The organism is Bacillus sp. FJAT-44742, assembly GCF_002797315.1.
GTDB classification, from domain to species: domain Bacteria; phylum Bacillota; class Bacilli; order Bacillales; family Marinococcaceae; genus Thalassorhabdus; species Thalassorhabdus alkalitolerans.
In genome coordinates, this window is record NZ_KZ454936.1 from 1445971 (window position 1) to 1461748 (window position 15778).

The window sequence follows — 15778 nt, forward strand, 5'->3', positions numbered from 1 at the left end:
AGATTATATCCTTGAAAGGGGGCAAAAGCGAAGGGATCATTACAATAATTTTCTTAAACGGATGGGAGAGATTTTTTTGGCTAAAAAGTTTCTGGTAACTGGTACCTCACTCACTTTGGCAGCAGTGCTCACTTTCGCCCCTTCAGCAGCAGGAGCGTCGTCCGCGTCGGATGTACTTAAGCAATCAGGAGAAGCAATGAAGGACATAAACAGTTTTTCGACCACAATTGATATTCATCAAACGATGAATGACCCTCTAGGGGAACAGACAGAAATTTCTTCTTATATTGAACAGGATATTATTATAGAACCATTTGCTTTATGGCAGAAAGAAACAACCTTGATAGAAGAGCTTGGAGAAGAAATAACGCTGGAGTCCTACTGGACCGAAGAGGGAATGTATCAGGAAGAGCCTGATGGCAGCTGGGTCAGACTCCCGGCTGATGATTTTGGAGATTTACAAGATCTCCACCAAAGTCCTGACCAGCAACTGGCAGAGGCTGAAGCCTTAGGGGAAGAAATGGTTCTCCACGAAGAGAATGATCACTATCTTCTCACATACGAAGGAGACGGAGAAGAACTGTGGGACATTGCTCAGCAAACAATGAACGGGAACGGTCAAATGGGCAGTGAAGAAGAGATGGAACTGCTTGATGAAATGATGGATGAGATGATGGAAGAAGTCTCCTTTAATGACTTTACCTTTGACTTAAAAATCGACAAAGACACGTATTATCTTACAGAAATGTCTATGGATGTGGATATGGATATAGCACTGGGGCTTGAAGAAGGAACAGAAGATGTGATAAACATTCAGATGTCCATGGTGATGAGTCTTCATAACTTTAATGGAGTCGATGCTGTGGTTGTCCCTGATGAGGTAAAAGAAAGTGCTGTAGAATTTGACGAACTACTTGATGAGCAGCTTGAAGAGCACGGTGAAGAAGAAGGAGGATCTCTTCCTGATACGGCCACTACCAATCCTTTTTTCCTGTTTACGGGTATTGCTTTAAGTGCAGTGGCAGGATTGATCTTGTTGGCACGCCGCACCCGGGAAGTAAAGGTGTAAGTAGAATAATAAAAGAGGCTGGAACAAAACCCGGCTAAATAGAAGGGCCTTCACCGTCGGTGAGGGCCTTACTTATATTATAATTCTGGTGGTTGATTGTTAAAAATACACTCGCTTGTGTCTAAACACAAAATGGATGCCTTCTAATAATGAATCAAGTGTTTATCCGATGGATCTAGTCTCTAACCTTCAAGAGAATGACGTTGCTTTTGCTGTCAACGATTTCGGGGAAGTCATGCTGGATCTTTACATTGTTTTAAAAAGAGATGAAAAAGGAATACTGATTCAAGATGTGAAAGGAGGAAGCTGCTCATGAAAGCGTTAGCTGTAAAAGAAGGCGGGAATATTGATAACTTACAAATTATGGATGTAGATAAGCCGGTTCCAGGTTCCGGGCAAGTAAGGATTAAAGTTCACTTCTCTGGTTTAAACCCGGTTGATTATAAGCTTATTGAAAACCCACTGCCTGAATGGGAGTTTCCCCATATCTCGGGACTGGATATAGCAGGGGAAATTGATGATGTTGGTTCTGAGGTAAGCGGATGGTTTCCTGGAGATAAAGTCTTCTACCATGGCAGTATGGTTCACCAAGGCGGGTTTGCTGAATATACAATTGCAGACCCTGGTGTGCTGGCACCCTTGCCTGACGGATGGTCCTGGCAAGAAGCAGCGGCTCTTCCTACAGCCGCTTTAACCGCATATCAGTCTTTGTTCCGAAAAGTACCGATTCAAAAGGGGCAGAGCATTCTGATTCAAGCTGGAGCCGGCGGAGTGGGAGGATTCGCAATACAGTTTGCCAAGATGGCCGGGCTTAACATTATCACAACCTGCTCCCCAAGAAATGTTGATCATGTTAGGAAGCTTGGAGCAGATAAAGTAATTGATTATAACCGGGAAAATGTAATAAAAGAAGTGCACAAATATACAAACGGCAGGGGAGCCGATATCATTATGGATATGGTAGGTGAAAAGACAGCTACGGAGGCGCTTGATATGCTTACTTTTAACGGGCACTTGGTTTCCATTGTGGACTTTCCCGATCTCACTCAGTACCAGCCAAAATCAATAGCTCCTTCCATTCACGAAGTAGCCCTCGGCTTTGTCTACAGGACAGACGATGAGTACCAAAAAGCTGACCTTGGAAAAATGGCAAGGGAAATAGGAAAGCTAGCTGAAGAAAACAAAATTGATCCTTTGCTTGAAGAAGAAATACTGCTTGAAGACGTACCTGAAACTTTATACAAAATAAAAAAAGGGCATGTAAGGGGAAAGATTGTTGCCAGAATCTCTTAAGAAAAACACTAGAAGAGATAACAAGAAGTAAGTGGTTTTATTTAAAATGCTCTTTTAAAAAGGCTGCCAGCAAATGGCAGCCTTGTTTTATTCAAGATTCTTACATTCTTCATAAACTCGCTCGTAGTCCTCAGTTTTGTCCGCCACAAACTGTTCATTCTTATAAACAAGCTCTCTATTTTTGTTAATTAAAAAGCAGGAGCGTTTCGCAATTTCGTCTTTTTCATCATAAACGTTGTATTTTCTGGCAGTTTCTTTATGCCAGTCGGATAACAAAGGGTATGGCAAGGTTCCAAGGGTAGTTTCAAAAACATTTTGGGCAAATATATGATCCACGCTAATTCCAAGAACTACAGTATCATTGTCTTCAAACAAATCATATTCCTCTTTCCAAGAGGTTAGTTCTTTTATTCAGCCAGGGGTAAAAGCTAATGGGAAAAAGACTAATAATATATTCTTCTTGCCTTCAAAGTCCGACAGAGCAATATCCTCCCGGTCTGTAGAAGGCAAGGAAAAATCCGGCGCTTTATCTCCGATAGTAAGACCCATTATATCAACTCCTTTTAATAATCTTCTATTTTTGTTCCCATCTACGTGGGATATTAACCTTCTTCTGAGTGATTTACCCCTATTTAATGAGTAAAAATGAAAAAAAGCACCCGTTTCCGGTGCTTTCTATGCTTAGATCGAAGGGGTGAATCCTTCCTGATCAAGATATTCTACGGCTTCTCCGTATGTCGTGAATGTACCATCAAGCTGCAATCCGGCATATACATTCCAAAGCTCTCCTTCAGTTACGAGCATGAGAACCTGTCCTTCATCATTGATCCATTTTTCAGCTATTTCTTCTTCTTCTTGTTCATCGGGTTCAGTAAGAGAGGCAATTGATTTCCTGATCAATGAAGAAAGTTCCTCGGAGGAAAATTCACGGATATTAACCATGCCTTTTGAATCTGTTGGATAATCAGCAAGCTCTCCAGCGTAAACGAACCCGTTCCCATTTGGGTGCAAATGGTATATGACGTTTTTTTTGTCTGTCATGCTCTCTTCAAACTGATAATTTACTCGTCCCAAAGAAACATCATGTCTTGTTAACTCGGGGAAATTGTTTTCAATTAATTGTATTTTCTCTTCGAATGTTAACATATGGACTCCTTTTTTGTTTTTACATTTTGTTTTTAATTGTAACCCAGACTCTGGCAGCACTTTTTACTATTGATCATTTAGAAAAAATATTTTTCCTGGAGGAAGAATGGCCTGGTATTGTTTACCTTCTATAGTATTAACCATTTGTTCTGAGATAACAACCTCAAGCATGATGCTTCCTATTTCAATAACCGCCTGTGTCTGGTAGATCCCTGCCACGATATGTTTTATAGAGAAGTCAAATTGATTTATTGCCTTTTGTGAACTTCTTGGTGTAAATAATATATCTTCCCCACGAATGCCAATATGAGAAAAGGACGAGACGGGTGGTTTCTCATTTGTCTTCAGCGAAACCCCTCCAACGGTTACTTCCTGGGAAGGTTGATCATAACCATGGATAGGAAAAATATTTTTGCAGCCAATAATGCGTGCGGCAGAAGTCGTTTTTGGCTTACGGAGCACGTCATCCTTTTCCCCTGCCTGGATCACTTTTCCCTCGTGGTAAATAAGGACACTATCTGATAGTCGGTAAGCTTCCTCCATATTATGGGTGACAAGCAAGACAGTTCCAGAAAAATTTTCTTTTATCATGTGAAGAAGTTCTTGCTCAAGGGAATGCTTTACGTGGTGATCGAGGGCAGAAAAAGGTTCGTCTAATAACAGAATATCAGGTTCTGTTATCAGCGTTCTCCCTAGTGCTACTCTCTGTTTTTGCCCTCCGGATAATTGTGAGGGGTAATGATTTTCATAGCCCGCAAGCTCAAGCTTGTCAATCATTTTCATAGCTTTTGCTCTACGATTTTTTTTATCTTCCCTCTTTAATCCGTATTGAATGTTTTGTGCAATCGTTAAATGGGGAAATAAAGCATAATCTTGAAAAACGTAGCCAATGTTTCTCTTATTTGGTTTCAAATTGATGTTGTTTTTTGATTGAAAAACAGTTCGCTTATTTAGAATGATCTCTCCGCTGTCAGGCTTTTGAAGCCCTGCTATGCATTGCAGTGTCAGACTTTTGCCGCACCCTGAAGGGCCAATAATTGCTGTGATCTGATCACCAGTTTCAAAGTCAGCTTCTAAAGTAAAGTTTTTGAGCTCTTTTGTGATCGATACTTTTAACATGTATGTTACCTGCTTCCTATCGACATTCTTTTTCCTAAGCGGTTAATAATATAAAGGACTGCCACAGAAACAACAGTCATAATAAGAACAAGAAAGTTGGCAAGTTCTCTGTCTCCTGCCAGAAGTGCATCATAGATGGCAATAGGCATAGTCATTGTTTCATTTGGTATGCTTCCTGCAACCATTAAAGTTGCACCGAAGTCCCCAAGAGCCCTGGCGAATGAAAGCGTTATTCCTGATACAACTCCTCTCCAGGACAAAGGGAGGATGATCGTGAAAAAAATGTTAAGGTCAGACCTGCCAAGTACTTTTGCTGCACTGATAATGGAAGAATCAATGCTTAAGAAGGCATCCCGTGCAGATTTGATAAAAAAAGGGATGGAAACAATTAAAGCAGCGATCACTGCGCCTGTTGGAGTGAAAACCAGGGTAATGTTAAACTGATCTTCCAGATAGCTTCCAAGAGGACTCTGACGTCCGAGAAGGACTAACAAATAATAACCTAACACAGTCGGTGGCAGGACAACAGGAAGAGTAATGAGTGTATCAATGAAATCAGCAGTCTTCCCTTGGGAACGGTGCAGGTAATAGGCAACGGGAAGTCCGATGAGGAACGCTAAAAGAGTGGCTGTTAAAGCCACTCGAAGGGAAAGAAACAAAGGAAACAAATTCAACTCTTCCATCTATTGATTCTCCTCAGGTACGACAAAACCATAGCTCTCCATGATAGGTTTTCCTGTGGGCCCTTTAATAAATTCCAGAAAGTTCCGTGCTTCTGTTTCTGCATTTGTTCCATCAATCACAGCAATCGCTTGTTCCAAAGGATTGTGAAGACTTTCATCTATCAAGTGAAACTCGTAATCTTCTTTTGGGGCCAAAGATAGAGCAACGATTCCTGCTTCAGCATTTCCTGACTCAACAAATGATAAAGCATCTGAAATGTTCCTTCCATATACCAGTTTGTCATCCATTTCCTCCCATATTCCAGCTGATTCGAGAGCCTCTTTTGCTGCAAGCCCATACGGGGCATGCTCAGGATTAGCGATGGAAAGGCGTCTAATGTCATCGGTGTCTAATTGATTAATTTCTTCCGCTGTGAAAGAGCTGTCTTCGTGATAGACGATACCGATACGCCCAATGGCGTATAATTCTTTCGTTCCGTCTACCAGCATATTCTGATCATCGAGACGATCGATAAATTCAATGTTAGCGGCAGCAAATACATCAAATGGAGCCCCGTTTTCAATTTGGTCAGCCAACTGCCCGGTCGAGCCAAAGGAAAAGGTGACAGGTGTACCTGTTTCTTCCTCAAACGCCAAACCTACCTCTGAAAAAGCTCTGTGCAAATCAGAAGCAGCGGCTATGGTTAATTCATTGCTGGTTTCATCCTGTGTTTCTTCGGGGCTGCATCCTGCAGCGATGATAAGCAGGAGGCTGGTTGCTACACCAATATAAATAAATTTCATACTTTTCTCCTTCATTGTGACGGTAGAATAATAGTGTCCTACATGTTATTATATTATTTCCTAAGGGAAGTGAACAAGCTCTTTTCCAGCCAGGGGGCTAGGAGAGTTCCTTTTCATAGATTATTATAGTAAAATAGTTTCTGAAGATGCCAAATGGCCCCGTAGCTCAGAGGATAGAGCGTCGGTTTCCTAAACCGTGCGTCGCAGGTTCGATTCCTGCCGGGGCCGCCAACAAGTTAGACTCCCGCATAGACCCGATTCGCCTTAACGTTAGGCTAAATGAAATGAAAGTCTACAGGTCACTAGTAACCGAATAAAACAAACCAAGAAGCGTTTCTTTACGTAGTAACATTCAACTTACGTGAAAGGACGCTTCTTTTTTTCTGTTGGCAACTAAACAGCAAGGAAAGTTAAGAAATTGCTTACCGCTGGAATGTACCGTAAACCGATAACTACGGGAACACAGTGCCAGGGGAAGTTATGAGAATTAATCTGTACCATTAAACCCTGAATAAGATTAATTTTGATAACTTCCTTCCTGATAACTTACCTAGCGTTACAGATGAATACTTTGAACACCTGGCTTTTGAAAGCTAAAGGTGATGACATATTAGTGTAGAGGACTTGCCGTTTGTGTCTTTTAGGTGTGAGATGGCAACTAATCTTATAACAAAAGAAAAGGCGAGGGGCAGCAGTTACTATAGTAATCTGCCTAATCTATGTCGTCCCCGCCAGTATTGTATTTCTTATATAATCACTCAAACAACATTCTTGCACGTTGTCATCACATCGTGAAGGGATGTTGTTTTGCTTTTTAGGCCAGGGACAGGTGTGATTCTAGTTGAATATCTAGCAAGCAATAAAGCGGAAAACCAAAATCAGCGGCAAAGACCTTTTTTTATAAAAATGGATGATAGCTTAAAGCATGTCTAATGTTTCTTACATAGTATATCTAGTGAAAGAGGGCCCCTTTCTACGCTTTAGAGAAAGGAGGAGTCTAACATGGTTAATGTAGTTACCATCGTATTAGTATTACTTCTATTGCTTGCACTGCTAGTAGCAGTCCTGCTAGGAACAGAGAACCAGCAGCAAATTATTATAGATGCAATCGTTGCTCTGTTAAGTAATAACAATAACGGATAGTGACTGATAAGCTCAAGGAAATAACCTCTTTTATGCTCACCCATAGAGAAACAGTGTCTATGGGTTTTTTTATTTCCGGCATATTTTTCTCAGATCCTAAGATAGTGACCTATTACCTGAAAGGGACAGTTACATATAATAGGTAGCGACATGTTTAGTGAAATACGAAAGGAGTGTAGGCAGCAAATGGATGAAAAGGAACTTCTTAAAAAAGCGGAGAATCTTGTAAAAGACAAGGAAAACCTTGATATGAACGAGCTTATTGGGCTTTCCTACTCATTGTTTAATGAACTGAATAACTCAAGTAGCAGTGAAAATAAAGAAAATAATCAAATTGGCAGTGAAAATAAAGAAAGTAAACAAAAGAAAGGGGGAAAAAAGAAAAAGAAGAAATCAGGGGGGAAAAACAAAAAATCAAAAAAGGAAGAGACTATTGTAAATCAAACGAATGCCCATGAGCTGGCACAACCAAGAAAAGAAAGCAGTGTCAGCCCCACAAAAGCAGCAAATGCAGGCAGTGGGGAAGGTGACAGAAGAGACCGGACCCTCAAATTATTAACGATTGCAAGCCTTTTTAACGGAGGAAATCAATCTCTATCCAAGCTGCCCTCCGGGATGAATTTGAATTTGATGGATACAATCAGTAAGACAGGTGTAAATGTAAGCAATTTATCACCAGAGCAAATCAAAACCTTTCTAAATGGAGCCGCAACGTTTATAAGTAACAATGTACAAAGCCAATCTAAAAACAATAATAATGAGTAGCGAAAAAGGCAGCAGAAGGAGACTGCTGCCTTTACTTCTTCACTTTTACTAATTGATACCCTTCTTTTTCACGGATGTATTCCATGCTTTTTTTGTATGAGCTGAAGGTCTTCACATCTGTATGAATACCGTTATTGGCAAAGTCTTTGGCTACATCGACTGGAAATCCTGCAAAGATGGGGGTTGCCCCAATAAGCCGGAGAGCTGAAGCGATATGGGAAAAATAAAATGCAACTTTTTCGTCTATGTTTTTACTTACACCTGTAAAGTCAAATATAATAAACTGACTGCGATGTTTTACACAGTTTAAAAGAATCTTCTCTCTCATCGTCTCGAACCTGTGCTCGCATAAAGTGCCGGTTAGAGGAACAAGGAGGGTCGACTCAACCTCGGTGTTAATAATAGGAGCTGACAGCTCTTCTATCATTTCCTGGCCTGCCTTCACTTCCCGTTCATATTCGGTCACATCTTTCCATGTGAGGATAAACCCTTTGACTTCTCCATTACGTCCTTTCAAGTGGTCTACCACAATGCTTGCTTCAAAACGATTAAATAATGAGATACCTGCTTTGTGGGGAAACTCTCCCTTTTCTAAAATGTCTCTTTGTTTCTCGCCATGAAAAGTGGAAATGTTTATTCCTATAAATTGTTCCGGGTCATTTATATTAACAAATGGACCGATATCTCTCATTAATTCTTTGGCAGCTTCATTCATCCAGATAAGTTTATAGGAAGTGTCAGCGATTAAAATGTTTTCACCGACTGTATTCAATACTTGATATATATCTAAATCCTCAAAAAGTGAAGATGATTTGCCCATGTTTTCTTGTCCACTCCTCATTATTTTGTTTCATTTATGATAAAAAATATTTTATTTTAACCATTATAGCAAGAATCCAAACAGTTATCTCTTATATAATAACAGAAGAATAATAGATTGCATTCTAGCTGAGAAAAAAATTCTGCAGCTGTATAGTGCACAGAGAAAAACCCTTAAGGCTTTCACCTTAAGGGTTTTTCCTTCCTATTCAAGGTTAACACGTGATAAAGGTTCAGATGCCGGCCCTTCAATGACCTCCCCGGAAACAGAAAATCTTGAACCGTGACAGGGACAATCCCAGCTTCTTTCACCATTATTCCATTCAAGCTCGCATTTCATATGTGTACATGTCGTATCAACTAATAGGAGTTCTCCTTTTTCGTTTCTGTATGCTCCTGTACGTTTTCCCTTTATATTAACGACGGCGCCTTCATCCTTTTTAAGTTCATCAAGTTTAATGCTTCCTCTTTCGAGATGAGATTTCACAAATTGGGAAGCTACATCAACGTTTTCTTTAATAAAACTTTTTCCGTCTTTCAGCTCTAAATGAGAACGGGTAGGGGCAAACAAGTCAGCAAAACGATTTGGTTTATCTGTAATCAGGTCTGTTAATAACAAGCCGGCAGCCATGCTGTTGGTCATTCCCCATTTTTTAAAGCCGGTTGCGACAAATATATTGGGTTTTCCTGAAACAGCCTGGCCGATATAAGGCACTTCATCTAGGGTAGTTAAATCCTGAGCTGACCAGCGGTAGGGTACAGACTGTACTCCAAAATGCCTGTCAGCAAACGCTTTAATGTTATTAAAGTGTTGCAAAGTATCTTCGCTTTTCCCGGTTTTATGGTTTTCCCCTCCAAATATAGCCAGCTTTTCTCCATTAATCTCAGTGTGCCTTAAGGAAAAACCGGGTTCATCTACACCTAAATACATTCCTTCAGGGACTTCTTTTTCTGTCTTTACTGCCATAGCGTAAGATCTTTCCGGATGAAGCCTTGAGAAATAAAAACCTGTCGTGTCGTCAAAAGGGAAATGAGAAGCCATGACTGCCTTGTCGCAAGTAACGCTATAATTGTTTCTGGTTTCTACTTTTATAGAATCATCATTTCCTTTGAGGTTGACAGCCGTCGTATTTTCGCAAATGAGTCCCCCGTTTTTAATGATTTCAGCAATGAGTGTCTGTAAAAACTTCACTGGGTGGAAGTGGGCTTGATCAGGCATTTTTAGTACAGCCTTCGTATCAAATGGAAGAGGTGAATCATAAATAAGCTCCCCTGGAATATCCAACTGCTCGTAAGCTTTTTTCTCTATTTCAAGCTGCCGTTTTCCATCATCAGTGCCAGCGTGAAGGTACGCGTCTTGATTCTTATAGTCACAATCGATCTCATGTTCAGAAATAAGAGACTTTATTGTGTTCATGGCCTCAACCTGAGCTTTGTAATAAAGCCTTGCTGTATCCTCCCCTTCATTTTTTATTAATTTATCATACATTACGCTATGTTGAGCGGTTACCTTGGCTGTAGTGTGTCCAGTCGTTCCGTTTAAGAGGACATCTCCTTCCAGCAGGGCAACCTTCACACCTTCTTTCGTTAAAAAGTATGTCGTTAGAATGCCAGCCATACCCCCGCCAATTACAGCTGTCTCTACTTGAATATCCTCTTGTAACGAAGGGAATTCCCTTGTTGCCTCGTGTTCTCTCCAATAAGAGGAAGAGTAATTTGGTATGTTGTTGTCTTGTTCTGATTTCATTTTAAATTCCTCCTTTCAGCTAATGCTCTATACCCTTGCTACTATTTGTTAATTCATATCTTCTGCTGTTTACTTGAAAATAAACATAAAAAGTAACCAAATTGAAGGGAACCCAACATTGCAATATCATGGAAAAGGAAGAAGTGTTAGTTTTGCTTCTTTTTTTGTTGGAAGTCATAATAGTGTACAAGATTGATCTTGTAAAAGGAGGGGACAAGCAATGAGAAAGATGAAACCAGCTGTTATTTTGTTGTCTTTTTTGACCGCTTATTTTACCTTTCCTAAGGCAGCTACAGCTGATTTAAAAATGCAGAAAGAGAAAGGATGTTACAAGTAAATGGATAGATCCTCCATAAAGTACTTAACACCGAGGGAGAAAGCAACCATTCAAGATCTGAACAGAAAACTTCAAAATGCTTCTTCAGGAGAAGAAAAAGAAGAATTTGAATTTCTTATTGCAGCAATCATGAAAGCTGGCCTTGATCGAATGAAGGAAGATAAGTAAAGAGTCTTGTACTATTTCGAATTCTTGAAGTATATTACATTTTCCTAACAAAATGCCTCTATGGCGCCTCCTGTTGAATTTTCTTGCTAAGCTTAATAGTATAGATAGGAGGAAGGATATATGAGTGCATATTTAATTGATCCTGTACATAAAGAAGTTCATCACACTTCTTTTATAGGTGATCAATGTAAAATTCTCCAAATATCGTTAGAAAAAAGAGTGAAGGAATACTCCAGCGAAGTGGTGGAGTCACTTTGCGAAAATAATGGATTCAAAAGATGCACCTGCTGTGAAGGACTCAAAATCAAACAACCAGTATCCTTTGCTAGTGTTAAAGGAGAAATACCTTCTTAAGGAAGGCATATATGAAAAAAGACAGCTGCTCATAAGGAATGGCAGCCGCCATAAGAGTGTGAGTCCGGGGATTGATCGGATTCATGCTCTTTATTTTTGCCTTACCTTCTACATCATGGTTGTTAAAAAAGACTCATTTTTTCTTTTATAAAAGGAAATAACGTTTTTTCCTGTAACTGTATTATGTATGGAAAGATTATCACCTACATTTATGAATGGGGGAGATTGTTATTAAAAAAGAAGTTCGATTAATACCTTATCGTGTTGAAAAGGTAATGGAAAAAGCAGATGAGAAGATACCTAAAGGGATAGAAATGATCCAGGCACCAAAGCTGTGGGAAAAAGGATACAAGGGAAAAGGGTGCGTGATAGCCGTGCTCGATACCGGCTGCCAGCCAGACCACCCCGACCTTAAAGGAAGGATCGTTGGCGGAAAAAATTTCACAGAGGATTATGGAGGAAGTACGGATAATTTCTCAGATAATCAAGCACATGGAACTCATGTAGCGGGAACAATAGCAGCCTCCTTAGATAACCAGGGGGTGGTGGGAGCTGCGCCTGAAGTGTCGCTATTAATTCTTAAAGTATTGTCCGGCGAAGGATACGGTTCTTATCAAAGTATTATTGACGCCATCCATTATGCTATCGACTGGAGAGGGGAAAATGGTGAAAGAGTAAGAGTCATCTCTATGTCCTTAGGAGGTCCAGATGACATTCCAAGCATGCATGAAGCTATTAAAAGAGCTATAGAGCATAATATTCTTGTCGTATCAGCAGCGGGGAATGAAGGTGACACTAATGAAGAAACAACAGAAATTGCTTATCCGGGATACTACAAAGAAGTAGTCCAGGTAGGAGCGGTTGATAGTAAAGGAAACCTCGCTCCTTTTACAAATTTCAATGATGAAATTGATTTGGTTGCTCCAGGGGTGGATGTATTGTCGACGTATCCAGGCAGCTCGTATGCCAGGTTATCAGGCACCTCTATGGCCACACCTCACGTTTCAGGAGCCGCTGCCTTGCTCATCAGCCAATGTGAAGACGCATTCCGGAGAGAATTAACAGAAGCGGAGATTTTTGCCCAATTAATTAAGCGAACCGTTTCCCTTGGAAACAGTCCGGTTATGGAAGGAAACGGATTACTGATTTTAGACAAAGATGAACGGTTTTTCACTACATGACATATGGTTTATGAACTTCAACCCTGCAGCATTGTAAAGATCCCTACAAAGCTGGAGGGTTTTTCATTTCTGCACAGATGATACAATAGAAGACGTTATACTCATATAAATCCAGGAGTCAGGAGGAGTTGTGGTGAAAGGAACAAAAGCATTACTTATCATTATAGGTGGCATTATTGTTTCAGTACTCATTTTCTTTTTTTTAATTCGTCCAGTGGAGCAATTACAACCACCTGTCTCCTCGAATGAAGAGAATGGTTTTCTGCAGCAGGGTCCTGATTCAGTCAACGTCGATTTAGAAAACAGAGCAATAGAGCTTGCGTTTGAAGTGAATGAAGAAGATATAAATGCAGCGGCACAGGAAAGTATTGAGGATGATCAGGATATCGAAGAATTAGAAATACAAGTTAACGAAGAAAGAGTAACTGTTTATGCAAACAGCTCATTGTTTCCATTTATAGCAACTCAATACAGATTGTTCTTTATCCCGGGGATAGAAAACGGCCAGCTCATCTTAGCTTTAGAAGAAGCATACATGGGAAGGATTCCATTGCCGAACCAGTTTGTTCTTAATCAAATAGAAATGGAGGAAGATTATTTTTATCTGGACAGTGACAGAGAAAGAATTATATTGTTTCCGGATTTACCTGAGAATGTAACCTTTTCTGCTGTTGAGCTTTCCCAAGGGGAAATAAAAACAGAGCTGGTTATCACTATTGAATCACTTTCAGATGCTATCCAGCTTATTGAAGAAATTCTGCCGCAAGGAGTAGAAGAAGAGATCCTCAATCGTCTCTTTTAATAAATGTACTTTGGAATATCACCATCCCAGTTGCAACCTTAGCACACAGCAGGGGTCAAAAAGGAGAAAAATAATACTAGTGGGAGTGAATTGAGTTTGTACCTCTCTCTTTACTCCTGTTTCTTTAATCAATTGATCAACGGTGTCCTGATCCCCTTTTTGTGCAGCATCTTTAAGTTGAAAAGCAAAATTTTCAGAAGATTGTATGGAGTGGAGCAGTGCTTTACTGTCGTCTAATAAAGCTTCCATTTCAAGAGCAGAGTTTAGAAAGTCTTTAATATCCACTGGAGGATACTGGCGATTCAAGACTGTGTATTCTGGAAAGCTTGGGTGAGTATCATAAAGTGATCTCCGTGGATGATTCGTCGGGTAAATATAATAGGGAGTAAAGACATTACCGAAATAGTAATAAAGATAACTCATTGATTATGTCCTCCTCAATGTATTGATCATAGTAATGTATGAGATACAGACTTCAAAATGTGTATTATTTTTCTATGATTGGATAACAATGTGAAAAATGGCTAGTATAAAAAGTTCATATATGCTACATTGTTCAAGTAATTAAAGTTCTGCTATACATAAAAAGTTTATTTTTTTTCTTTTTTCGGTATTTGTCGGTCTTTACGTAGAATCAAGTGATCATAAAGGAGAGGTATTATGAACAAATTGTTAGCTGTCAGTTGTGGTGCAGGGGCTCTGGCTGTTGGCATAATTATGGTTATGTTCTTTAACGTTGCTCAAATAACAATGAATTTTGTAGACAATCACTCGATTGCAGGAGCGAAAGATCAATGGGAAAACATCGAAAGTCCTGACAACAGTTCTGATGGAACTTCTATCTGGAAAGATACTCAAAGTCAATACAACAGCTGGAAGGATCTTAAAGACAGTAGCAGCTATATAAAAGAGGATGAAACCGAAATTATAGAAAAGCTTAAACTCGATTTAGAAAATAATATTTTGCTCCATGTCCCAAGTGATCATAAAGAACAAGTAGAGAAAGTGATTGACTCTGCTGAACAGGCTTTAGAGTCTCCTACGGAGGAACACATTGAGAAAACTTATTTCCACATATCTCAGCTCAAACAATCAATTGAACATTTATAAATTAACCCGTCTCCGGCGGGTTTTTTGTTTTTGTAGAGATAAAATACAGAGCTAAGGTTTGCAGGCTCTGTTAAAGGTACGTGTTGATTTTTATCGGAAATGTAATGGTAAATATCTTATCAATACAACTTCATCGATAGGAAGAGCCAAGGAATACCGTTATGTGGGGTTTTTCCAAGTGGAATTTGTCCGTGGTATAGACAACACCCTTGGATGCGGATGAAGTGAACCACCAATGGATGACTCACTTGTAATTTACGTGCAAAGCGAGCGTCTTTTAACGATAAATACACTTAAACAAAGACTCATTTTAAGTACAATCCAATCAATTTTACTGAAATATCTAGAATAGCCAGGAAAATATCCAAAGATGTCCACGATACTCTGTACCTTTATAAACAAAGTGTATTAGTACGCAGAGCCAGGGAATAAATAAAAGGGATAACGGATGATATACAAAAAGGAGGAAATACAATGTCATTTGACTATGCGGAACTTGATGATCATCAAAAAATGCAAATTCAAACCCTTGAAGAGCAGCTGGGGTGTGTACTCATTGCTTTTGATGATAAATATAAAGCGCAGATTGAAAAAAGTGAGTCTGAGGATATAAAAAACTGACTGACCTAGGGGCTGGTACGCTCCTAGGTCAGTCAGAAAAAGATAAAGTGTAGGTATCTGTATGAGAGTTTTTGTCTTCTTTTATAGGCAAATGGGTTAGTAAGAAATGCTGAATATTCTCCTTCGGATGATCGCCTGTCAGTCTTTTATAATTATTCTCGTCTTTTATAATAATCAATTGAGGAAGCTCCTGTACGTTAAAATGGTTCAGGAGTTTTTCCTGATTGCTTGAAATCACTTCAATGGAATCACTTTTTTCAGGGAAGTTTGCTCTTACTTCAAGCAAAGCATTATAATAGTTATTTTCCTCTTTTATATTCTCATCATCAGAAAATAAAAGGATATTACTTTGTGGAGATAATTCTTCTGCAGGGGAATTATTTACGCTGCACCCAGATAATAAGCAGAGTACAGCGAGAAAGAGTAAAGCGAAAGACAAAGAAACCATCTCACCTTCTACATATTATTTCTTGCTATTAATGATAGCGCTTTTTAAGCAGTTAGAAGGCAAAAATACACAAGTATAATTAAAATGTAATACTAGTCATATTCCTGTAATCGCTGTGTCTTCCGGCTAAATAAAATAATAATTTTCATGACAATTCGCAGGCAGCAAAAAAGAGGATAAAAATAAAGAC

General features: G+C 39.4%; 20 protein-coding genes and 1 tRNA gene. 12 read left to right on the forward strand and 9 right to left on the reverse strand.

Translation table 11 applies throughout. The annotated features are described in order from the left end of the window. The first annotated feature begins 76 nt into the window (after window positions 1-76). The 3 genes from CEF17_RS07160 (at window position 77) to CEF17_RS07165 (ending at window position 2362) form a co-directional block, all read left to right on the forward strand. Window positions 77-1069 (forward strand): DUF6612 family protein, encoded by a 993-nt coding sequence (locus CEF17_RS07160; protein ID WP_100398928.1) that lies wholly within the window; start codon window positions 77-79, stop codon window positions 1067-1069. 136 nt (window positions 1070-1205) lie between these two features. Continuing rightward, a complete protein-coding gene (locus CEF17_RS19920) occupies window positions 1206-1385 on the forward strand; it encodes a hypothetical protein (RefSeq protein WP_198508919.1) in 180 nt (59 codons plus the stop codon). Then, window positions 1382-2362, forward strand: a complete 981-nt coding sequence (locus CEF17_RS07165; protein WP_100398929.1) for a zinc-binding dehydrogenase — start codon at window positions 1382-1384, stop codon at window positions 2360-2362. The genes CEF17_RS19920 and CEF17_RS07165 overlap by 4 nt, the downstream gene beginning before the upstream one ends. Window positions 2363-2449: 87 nt before the next feature. On the opposite strand, the gene CEF17_RS20590 is transcribed toward CEF17_RS07165, so the two are convergent. The 5 genes from CEF17_RS20590 to modA all read right to left on the reverse strand — a co-directional run bounded on the left by CEF17_RS20590 (window position 2450) and on the right by modA (window position 6093). Further along, complete coding sequence (locus tag CEF17_RS20590; protein ID WP_232725446.1) at window positions 2450-2911, reverse strand: redoxin domain-containing protein; 462 nt, start codon at window positions 2909-2911, stop codon at window positions 2450-2452. Between the two features lie 132 nt (window positions 2912-3043). Continuing rightward, a complete protein-coding gene (locus tag CEF17_RS07180; RefSeq protein WP_100398932.1) occupies window positions 3044-3508 on the reverse strand; it encodes a hypothetical protein in 465 nt (154 codons plus the stop codon). 66 nt (window positions 3509-3574) lie between these two features. Beyond that, window positions 3575-4627, reverse strand: coding sequence for a sulfate/molybdate ABC transporter ATP-binding protein (locus tag CEF17_RS07185; RefSeq protein ID WP_100398933.1), 1053 nt, complete (start codon window positions 4625-4627; stop codon window positions 3575-3577). 5 nt (window positions 4628-4632) lie between these two features. After that, window positions 4633-5310 (reverse strand): molybdate ABC transporter permease subunit, encoded by a 678-nt coding sequence (modB, locus tag CEF17_RS07190; protein WP_100398934.1) that lies wholly within the window; start codon window positions 5308-5310, stop codon window positions 4633-4635. Further along, window positions 5311-6093, reverse strand: a complete 783-nt coding sequence (gene modA, locus CEF17_RS07195) for a molybdate ABC transporter substrate-binding protein (RefSeq protein ID WP_100398935.1) — start codon at window positions 6091-6093, stop codon at window positions 5311-5313. It lies immediately after the preceding gene. A 155-nt stretch (window positions 6094-6248) separates the two neighbouring features. Here modA and CEF17_RS07200 point away from each other — a divergent pair. The 3 genes from CEF17_RS07200 (at window position 6249) to CEF17_RS07205 (ending at window position 8001) form a co-directional block, all read left to right on the forward strand. After that, window positions 6249-6324, forward strand: a tRNA-Arg gene (locus CEF17_RS07200). 771 nt (window positions 6325-7095) lie between these two features. Then, window positions 7096-7236 carry a hypothetical protein gene (locus tag CEF17_RS19925; protein WP_157049876.1) on the forward strand — a complete coding sequence of 47 codons (141 nt, stop codon included), beginning with the start codon at window positions 7096-7098 and terminating at the stop codon, window positions 7234-7236. Window positions 7237-7422: 186 nt separating this feature from the next. Beyond that, entirely contained in the window at window positions 7423-8001 is a 579-nt protein-coding gene (locus tag CEF17_RS07205; protein ID WP_100398936.1) for a hypothetical protein, read from the forward strand. A gap of 31 nt (window positions 8002-8032) precedes the next feature. On the opposite strand, the gene CEF17_RS07210 is transcribed toward CEF17_RS07205, so the two are convergent. Together CEF17_RS07210 and CEF17_RS07215 are read right to left on the reverse strand one after the other, a co-directional pair. Beyond that, on the reverse strand, window positions 8033-8821 hold the full coding sequence (locus tag CEF17_RS07210) for an STAS domain-containing protein (RefSeq protein ID WP_157842971.1): 789 nt from the start codon (window positions 8819-8821) through the stop codon (window positions 8033-8035). Window positions 8822-9025: 204 nt separating this feature from the next. After that, on the reverse strand, window positions 9026-10567 hold the full coding sequence (locus tag CEF17_RS07215) for an FAD-dependent oxidoreductase (RefSeq protein WP_100398938.1): 1542 nt from the start codon (window positions 10565-10567) through the stop codon (window positions 9026-9028). 337 nt (window positions 10568-10904) lie between these two features. On the opposite strand from CEF17_RS07215, the gene CEF17_RS19930 reads away from it, so the two are divergent. From CEF17_RS19930 to CEF17_RS07230, 4 genes are all read left to right on the forward strand, one after another. After that, window positions 10905-11072 carry a hypothetical protein gene (locus CEF17_RS19930; RefSeq protein ID WP_157842972.1) on the forward strand — a complete coding sequence of 56 codons (168 nt, stop codon included), beginning with the start codon at window positions 10905-10907 and terminating at the stop codon, window positions 11070-11072. A gap of 120 nt (window positions 11073-11192) precedes the next feature. Further along, window positions 11193-11426, forward strand: coding sequence for a hypothetical protein (locus CEF17_RS19935; RefSeq protein WP_157842973.1), 234 nt, complete (start codon window positions 11193-11195; stop codon window positions 11424-11426). A gap of 215 nt (window positions 11427-11641) precedes the next feature. Next, window positions 11642-12607 carry a S8 family peptidase gene (locus CEF17_RS07225; protein WP_100398940.1) on the forward strand — a complete coding sequence of 322 codons (966 nt, stop codon included), beginning with the start codon at window positions 11642-11644 and terminating at the stop codon, window positions 12605-12607. 133 nt (window positions 12608-12740) lie between these two features. Beyond that, on the forward strand, window positions 12741-13409 hold the full coding sequence (locus CEF17_RS07230; RefSeq protein ID WP_100398941.1) for a DUF2140 family protein: 669 nt from the start codon (window positions 12741-12743) through the stop codon (window positions 13407-13409). An 18-nt stretch (window positions 13410-13427) separates the two neighbouring features. On the opposite strand, the gene CEF17_RS07235 is transcribed toward CEF17_RS07230, so the two are convergent. Then, the gene (locus CEF17_RS07235; RefSeq protein ID WP_100398942.1) at window positions 13428-13832 is read right to left on the reverse strand and encodes a YuzC family spore coat inner layer protein; all 405 of its coding nucleotides are present in this window, start codon (window positions 13830-13832) and stop codon (window positions 13428-13430) included. A 237-nt stretch (window positions 13833-14069) separates the two neighbouring features. On the opposite strand from CEF17_RS07235, the gene CEF17_RS07240 reads away from it, so the two are divergent. Both CEF17_RS07240 and CEF17_RS19940 read left to right on the forward strand, forming a co-directional pair. Continuing rightward, the gene (locus CEF17_RS07240) at window positions 14070-14519 is read left to right on the forward strand and encodes a hypothetical protein (protein ID WP_100398943.1); all 450 of its coding nucleotides are present in this window, start codon (window positions 14070-14072) and stop codon (window positions 14517-14519) included. A gap of 474 nt (window positions 14520-14993) precedes the next feature. Beyond that, window positions 14994-15140: a hypothetical protein gene (locus CEF17_RS19940; RefSeq protein WP_157842974.1), complete on the forward strand. Its 147-nt coding sequence runs from the start codon at window positions 14994-14996 to the stop codon at window positions 15138-15140. A gap of 28 nt (window positions 15141-15168) precedes the next feature. Here CEF17_RS19940 and CEF17_RS07245 read toward each other — a convergent pair whose 3' ends face one another. Further along, entirely contained in the window at window positions 15169-15588 is a 420-nt protein-coding gene (locus CEF17_RS07245; RefSeq protein ID WP_100398944.1) for a YbbN family protein, read from the reverse strand. Between the last annotated feature and the right edge of the window lie 190 nt (window positions 15589-15778).

Coding starts and splice junctions, on each gene's coding strand:
- CEF17_RS19920 (WP_198508919.1), top strand. CDS start 1,206: ATGCCTTCTAATAATGAATCAAGTGTTTATCCGATGGATCTAGTCTCT.
- CEF17_RS07165 (WP_100398929.1), top strand. CDS start 1,382: ATGAAAGCGTTAGCTGTAAAAGAAGGCGGGAATATTGATAACTTACAA.
- CEF17_RS07180 (WP_100398932.1), bottom strand. CDS start 3,508: ATGTTAACATTCGAAGAGAAAATACAATTAATTGAAAACAATTTCCCC.
- CEF17_RS07185 (WP_100398933.1), bottom strand. CDS start 4,627: ATGTTAAAAGTATCGATCACAAAAGAGCTCAAAAACTTTACTTTAGAA.
- modB (WP_100398934.1), bottom strand. CDS start 5,310: ATGGAAGAGTTGAATTTGTTTCCTTTGTTTCTTTCCCTTCGAGTGGCT.
- modA (WP_100398935.1), bottom strand. CDS start 6,093: ATGAAATTTATTTATATTGGTGTAGCAACCAGCCTCCTGCTTATCATC.
- CEF17_RS19925 (WP_157049876.1), top strand. CDS start 7,096: ATGGTTAATGTAGTTACCATCGTATTAGTATTACTTCTATTGCTTGCA.
- CEF17_RS07205 (WP_100398936.1), top strand. CDS start 7,423: ATGGATGAAAAGGAACTTCTTAAAAAAGCGGAGAATCTTGTAAAAGAC.
- CEF17_RS07210 (WP_157842971.1), bottom strand. CDS start 8,821: ATGGGCAAATCATCTTCACTTTTTGAGGATTTAGATATATATCAAGTA.
- CEF17_RS07215 (WP_100398938.1), bottom strand. CDS start 10,567: ATGAAATCAGAACAAGACAACAACATACCAAATTACTCTTCCTCTTAT.
- CEF17_RS19930 (WP_157842972.1), top strand. CDS start 10,905: ATGGATAGATCCTCCATAAAGTACTTAACACCGAGGGAGAAAGCAACC.
- CEF17_RS19935 (WP_157842973.1), top strand. CDS start 11,193: ATGAGTGCATATTTAATTGATCCTGTACATAAAGAAGTTCATCACACT.
- CEF17_RS07225 (WP_100398940.1), top strand. CDS start 11,642: ATGGGGGAGATTGTTATTAAAAAAGAAGTTCGATTAATACCTTATCGT.
- CEF17_RS07235 (WP_100398942.1), bottom strand. CDS start 13,832: ATGAGTTATCTTTATTACTATTTCGGTAATGTCTTTACTCCCTATTAT.
- CEF17_RS07240 (WP_100398943.1), top strand. CDS start 14,070: ATGAACAAATTGTTAGCTGTCAGTTGTGGTGCAGGGGCTCTGGCTGTT.
- CEF17_RS19940 (WP_157842974.1), top strand. CDS start 14,994: ATGTCATTTGACTATGCGGAACTTGATGATCATCAAAAAATGCAAATT.
- CEF17_RS07245 (WP_100398944.1), bottom strand. CDS start 15,588: ATGGTTTCTTTGTCTTTCGCTTTACTCTTTCTCGCTGTACTCTGCTTA.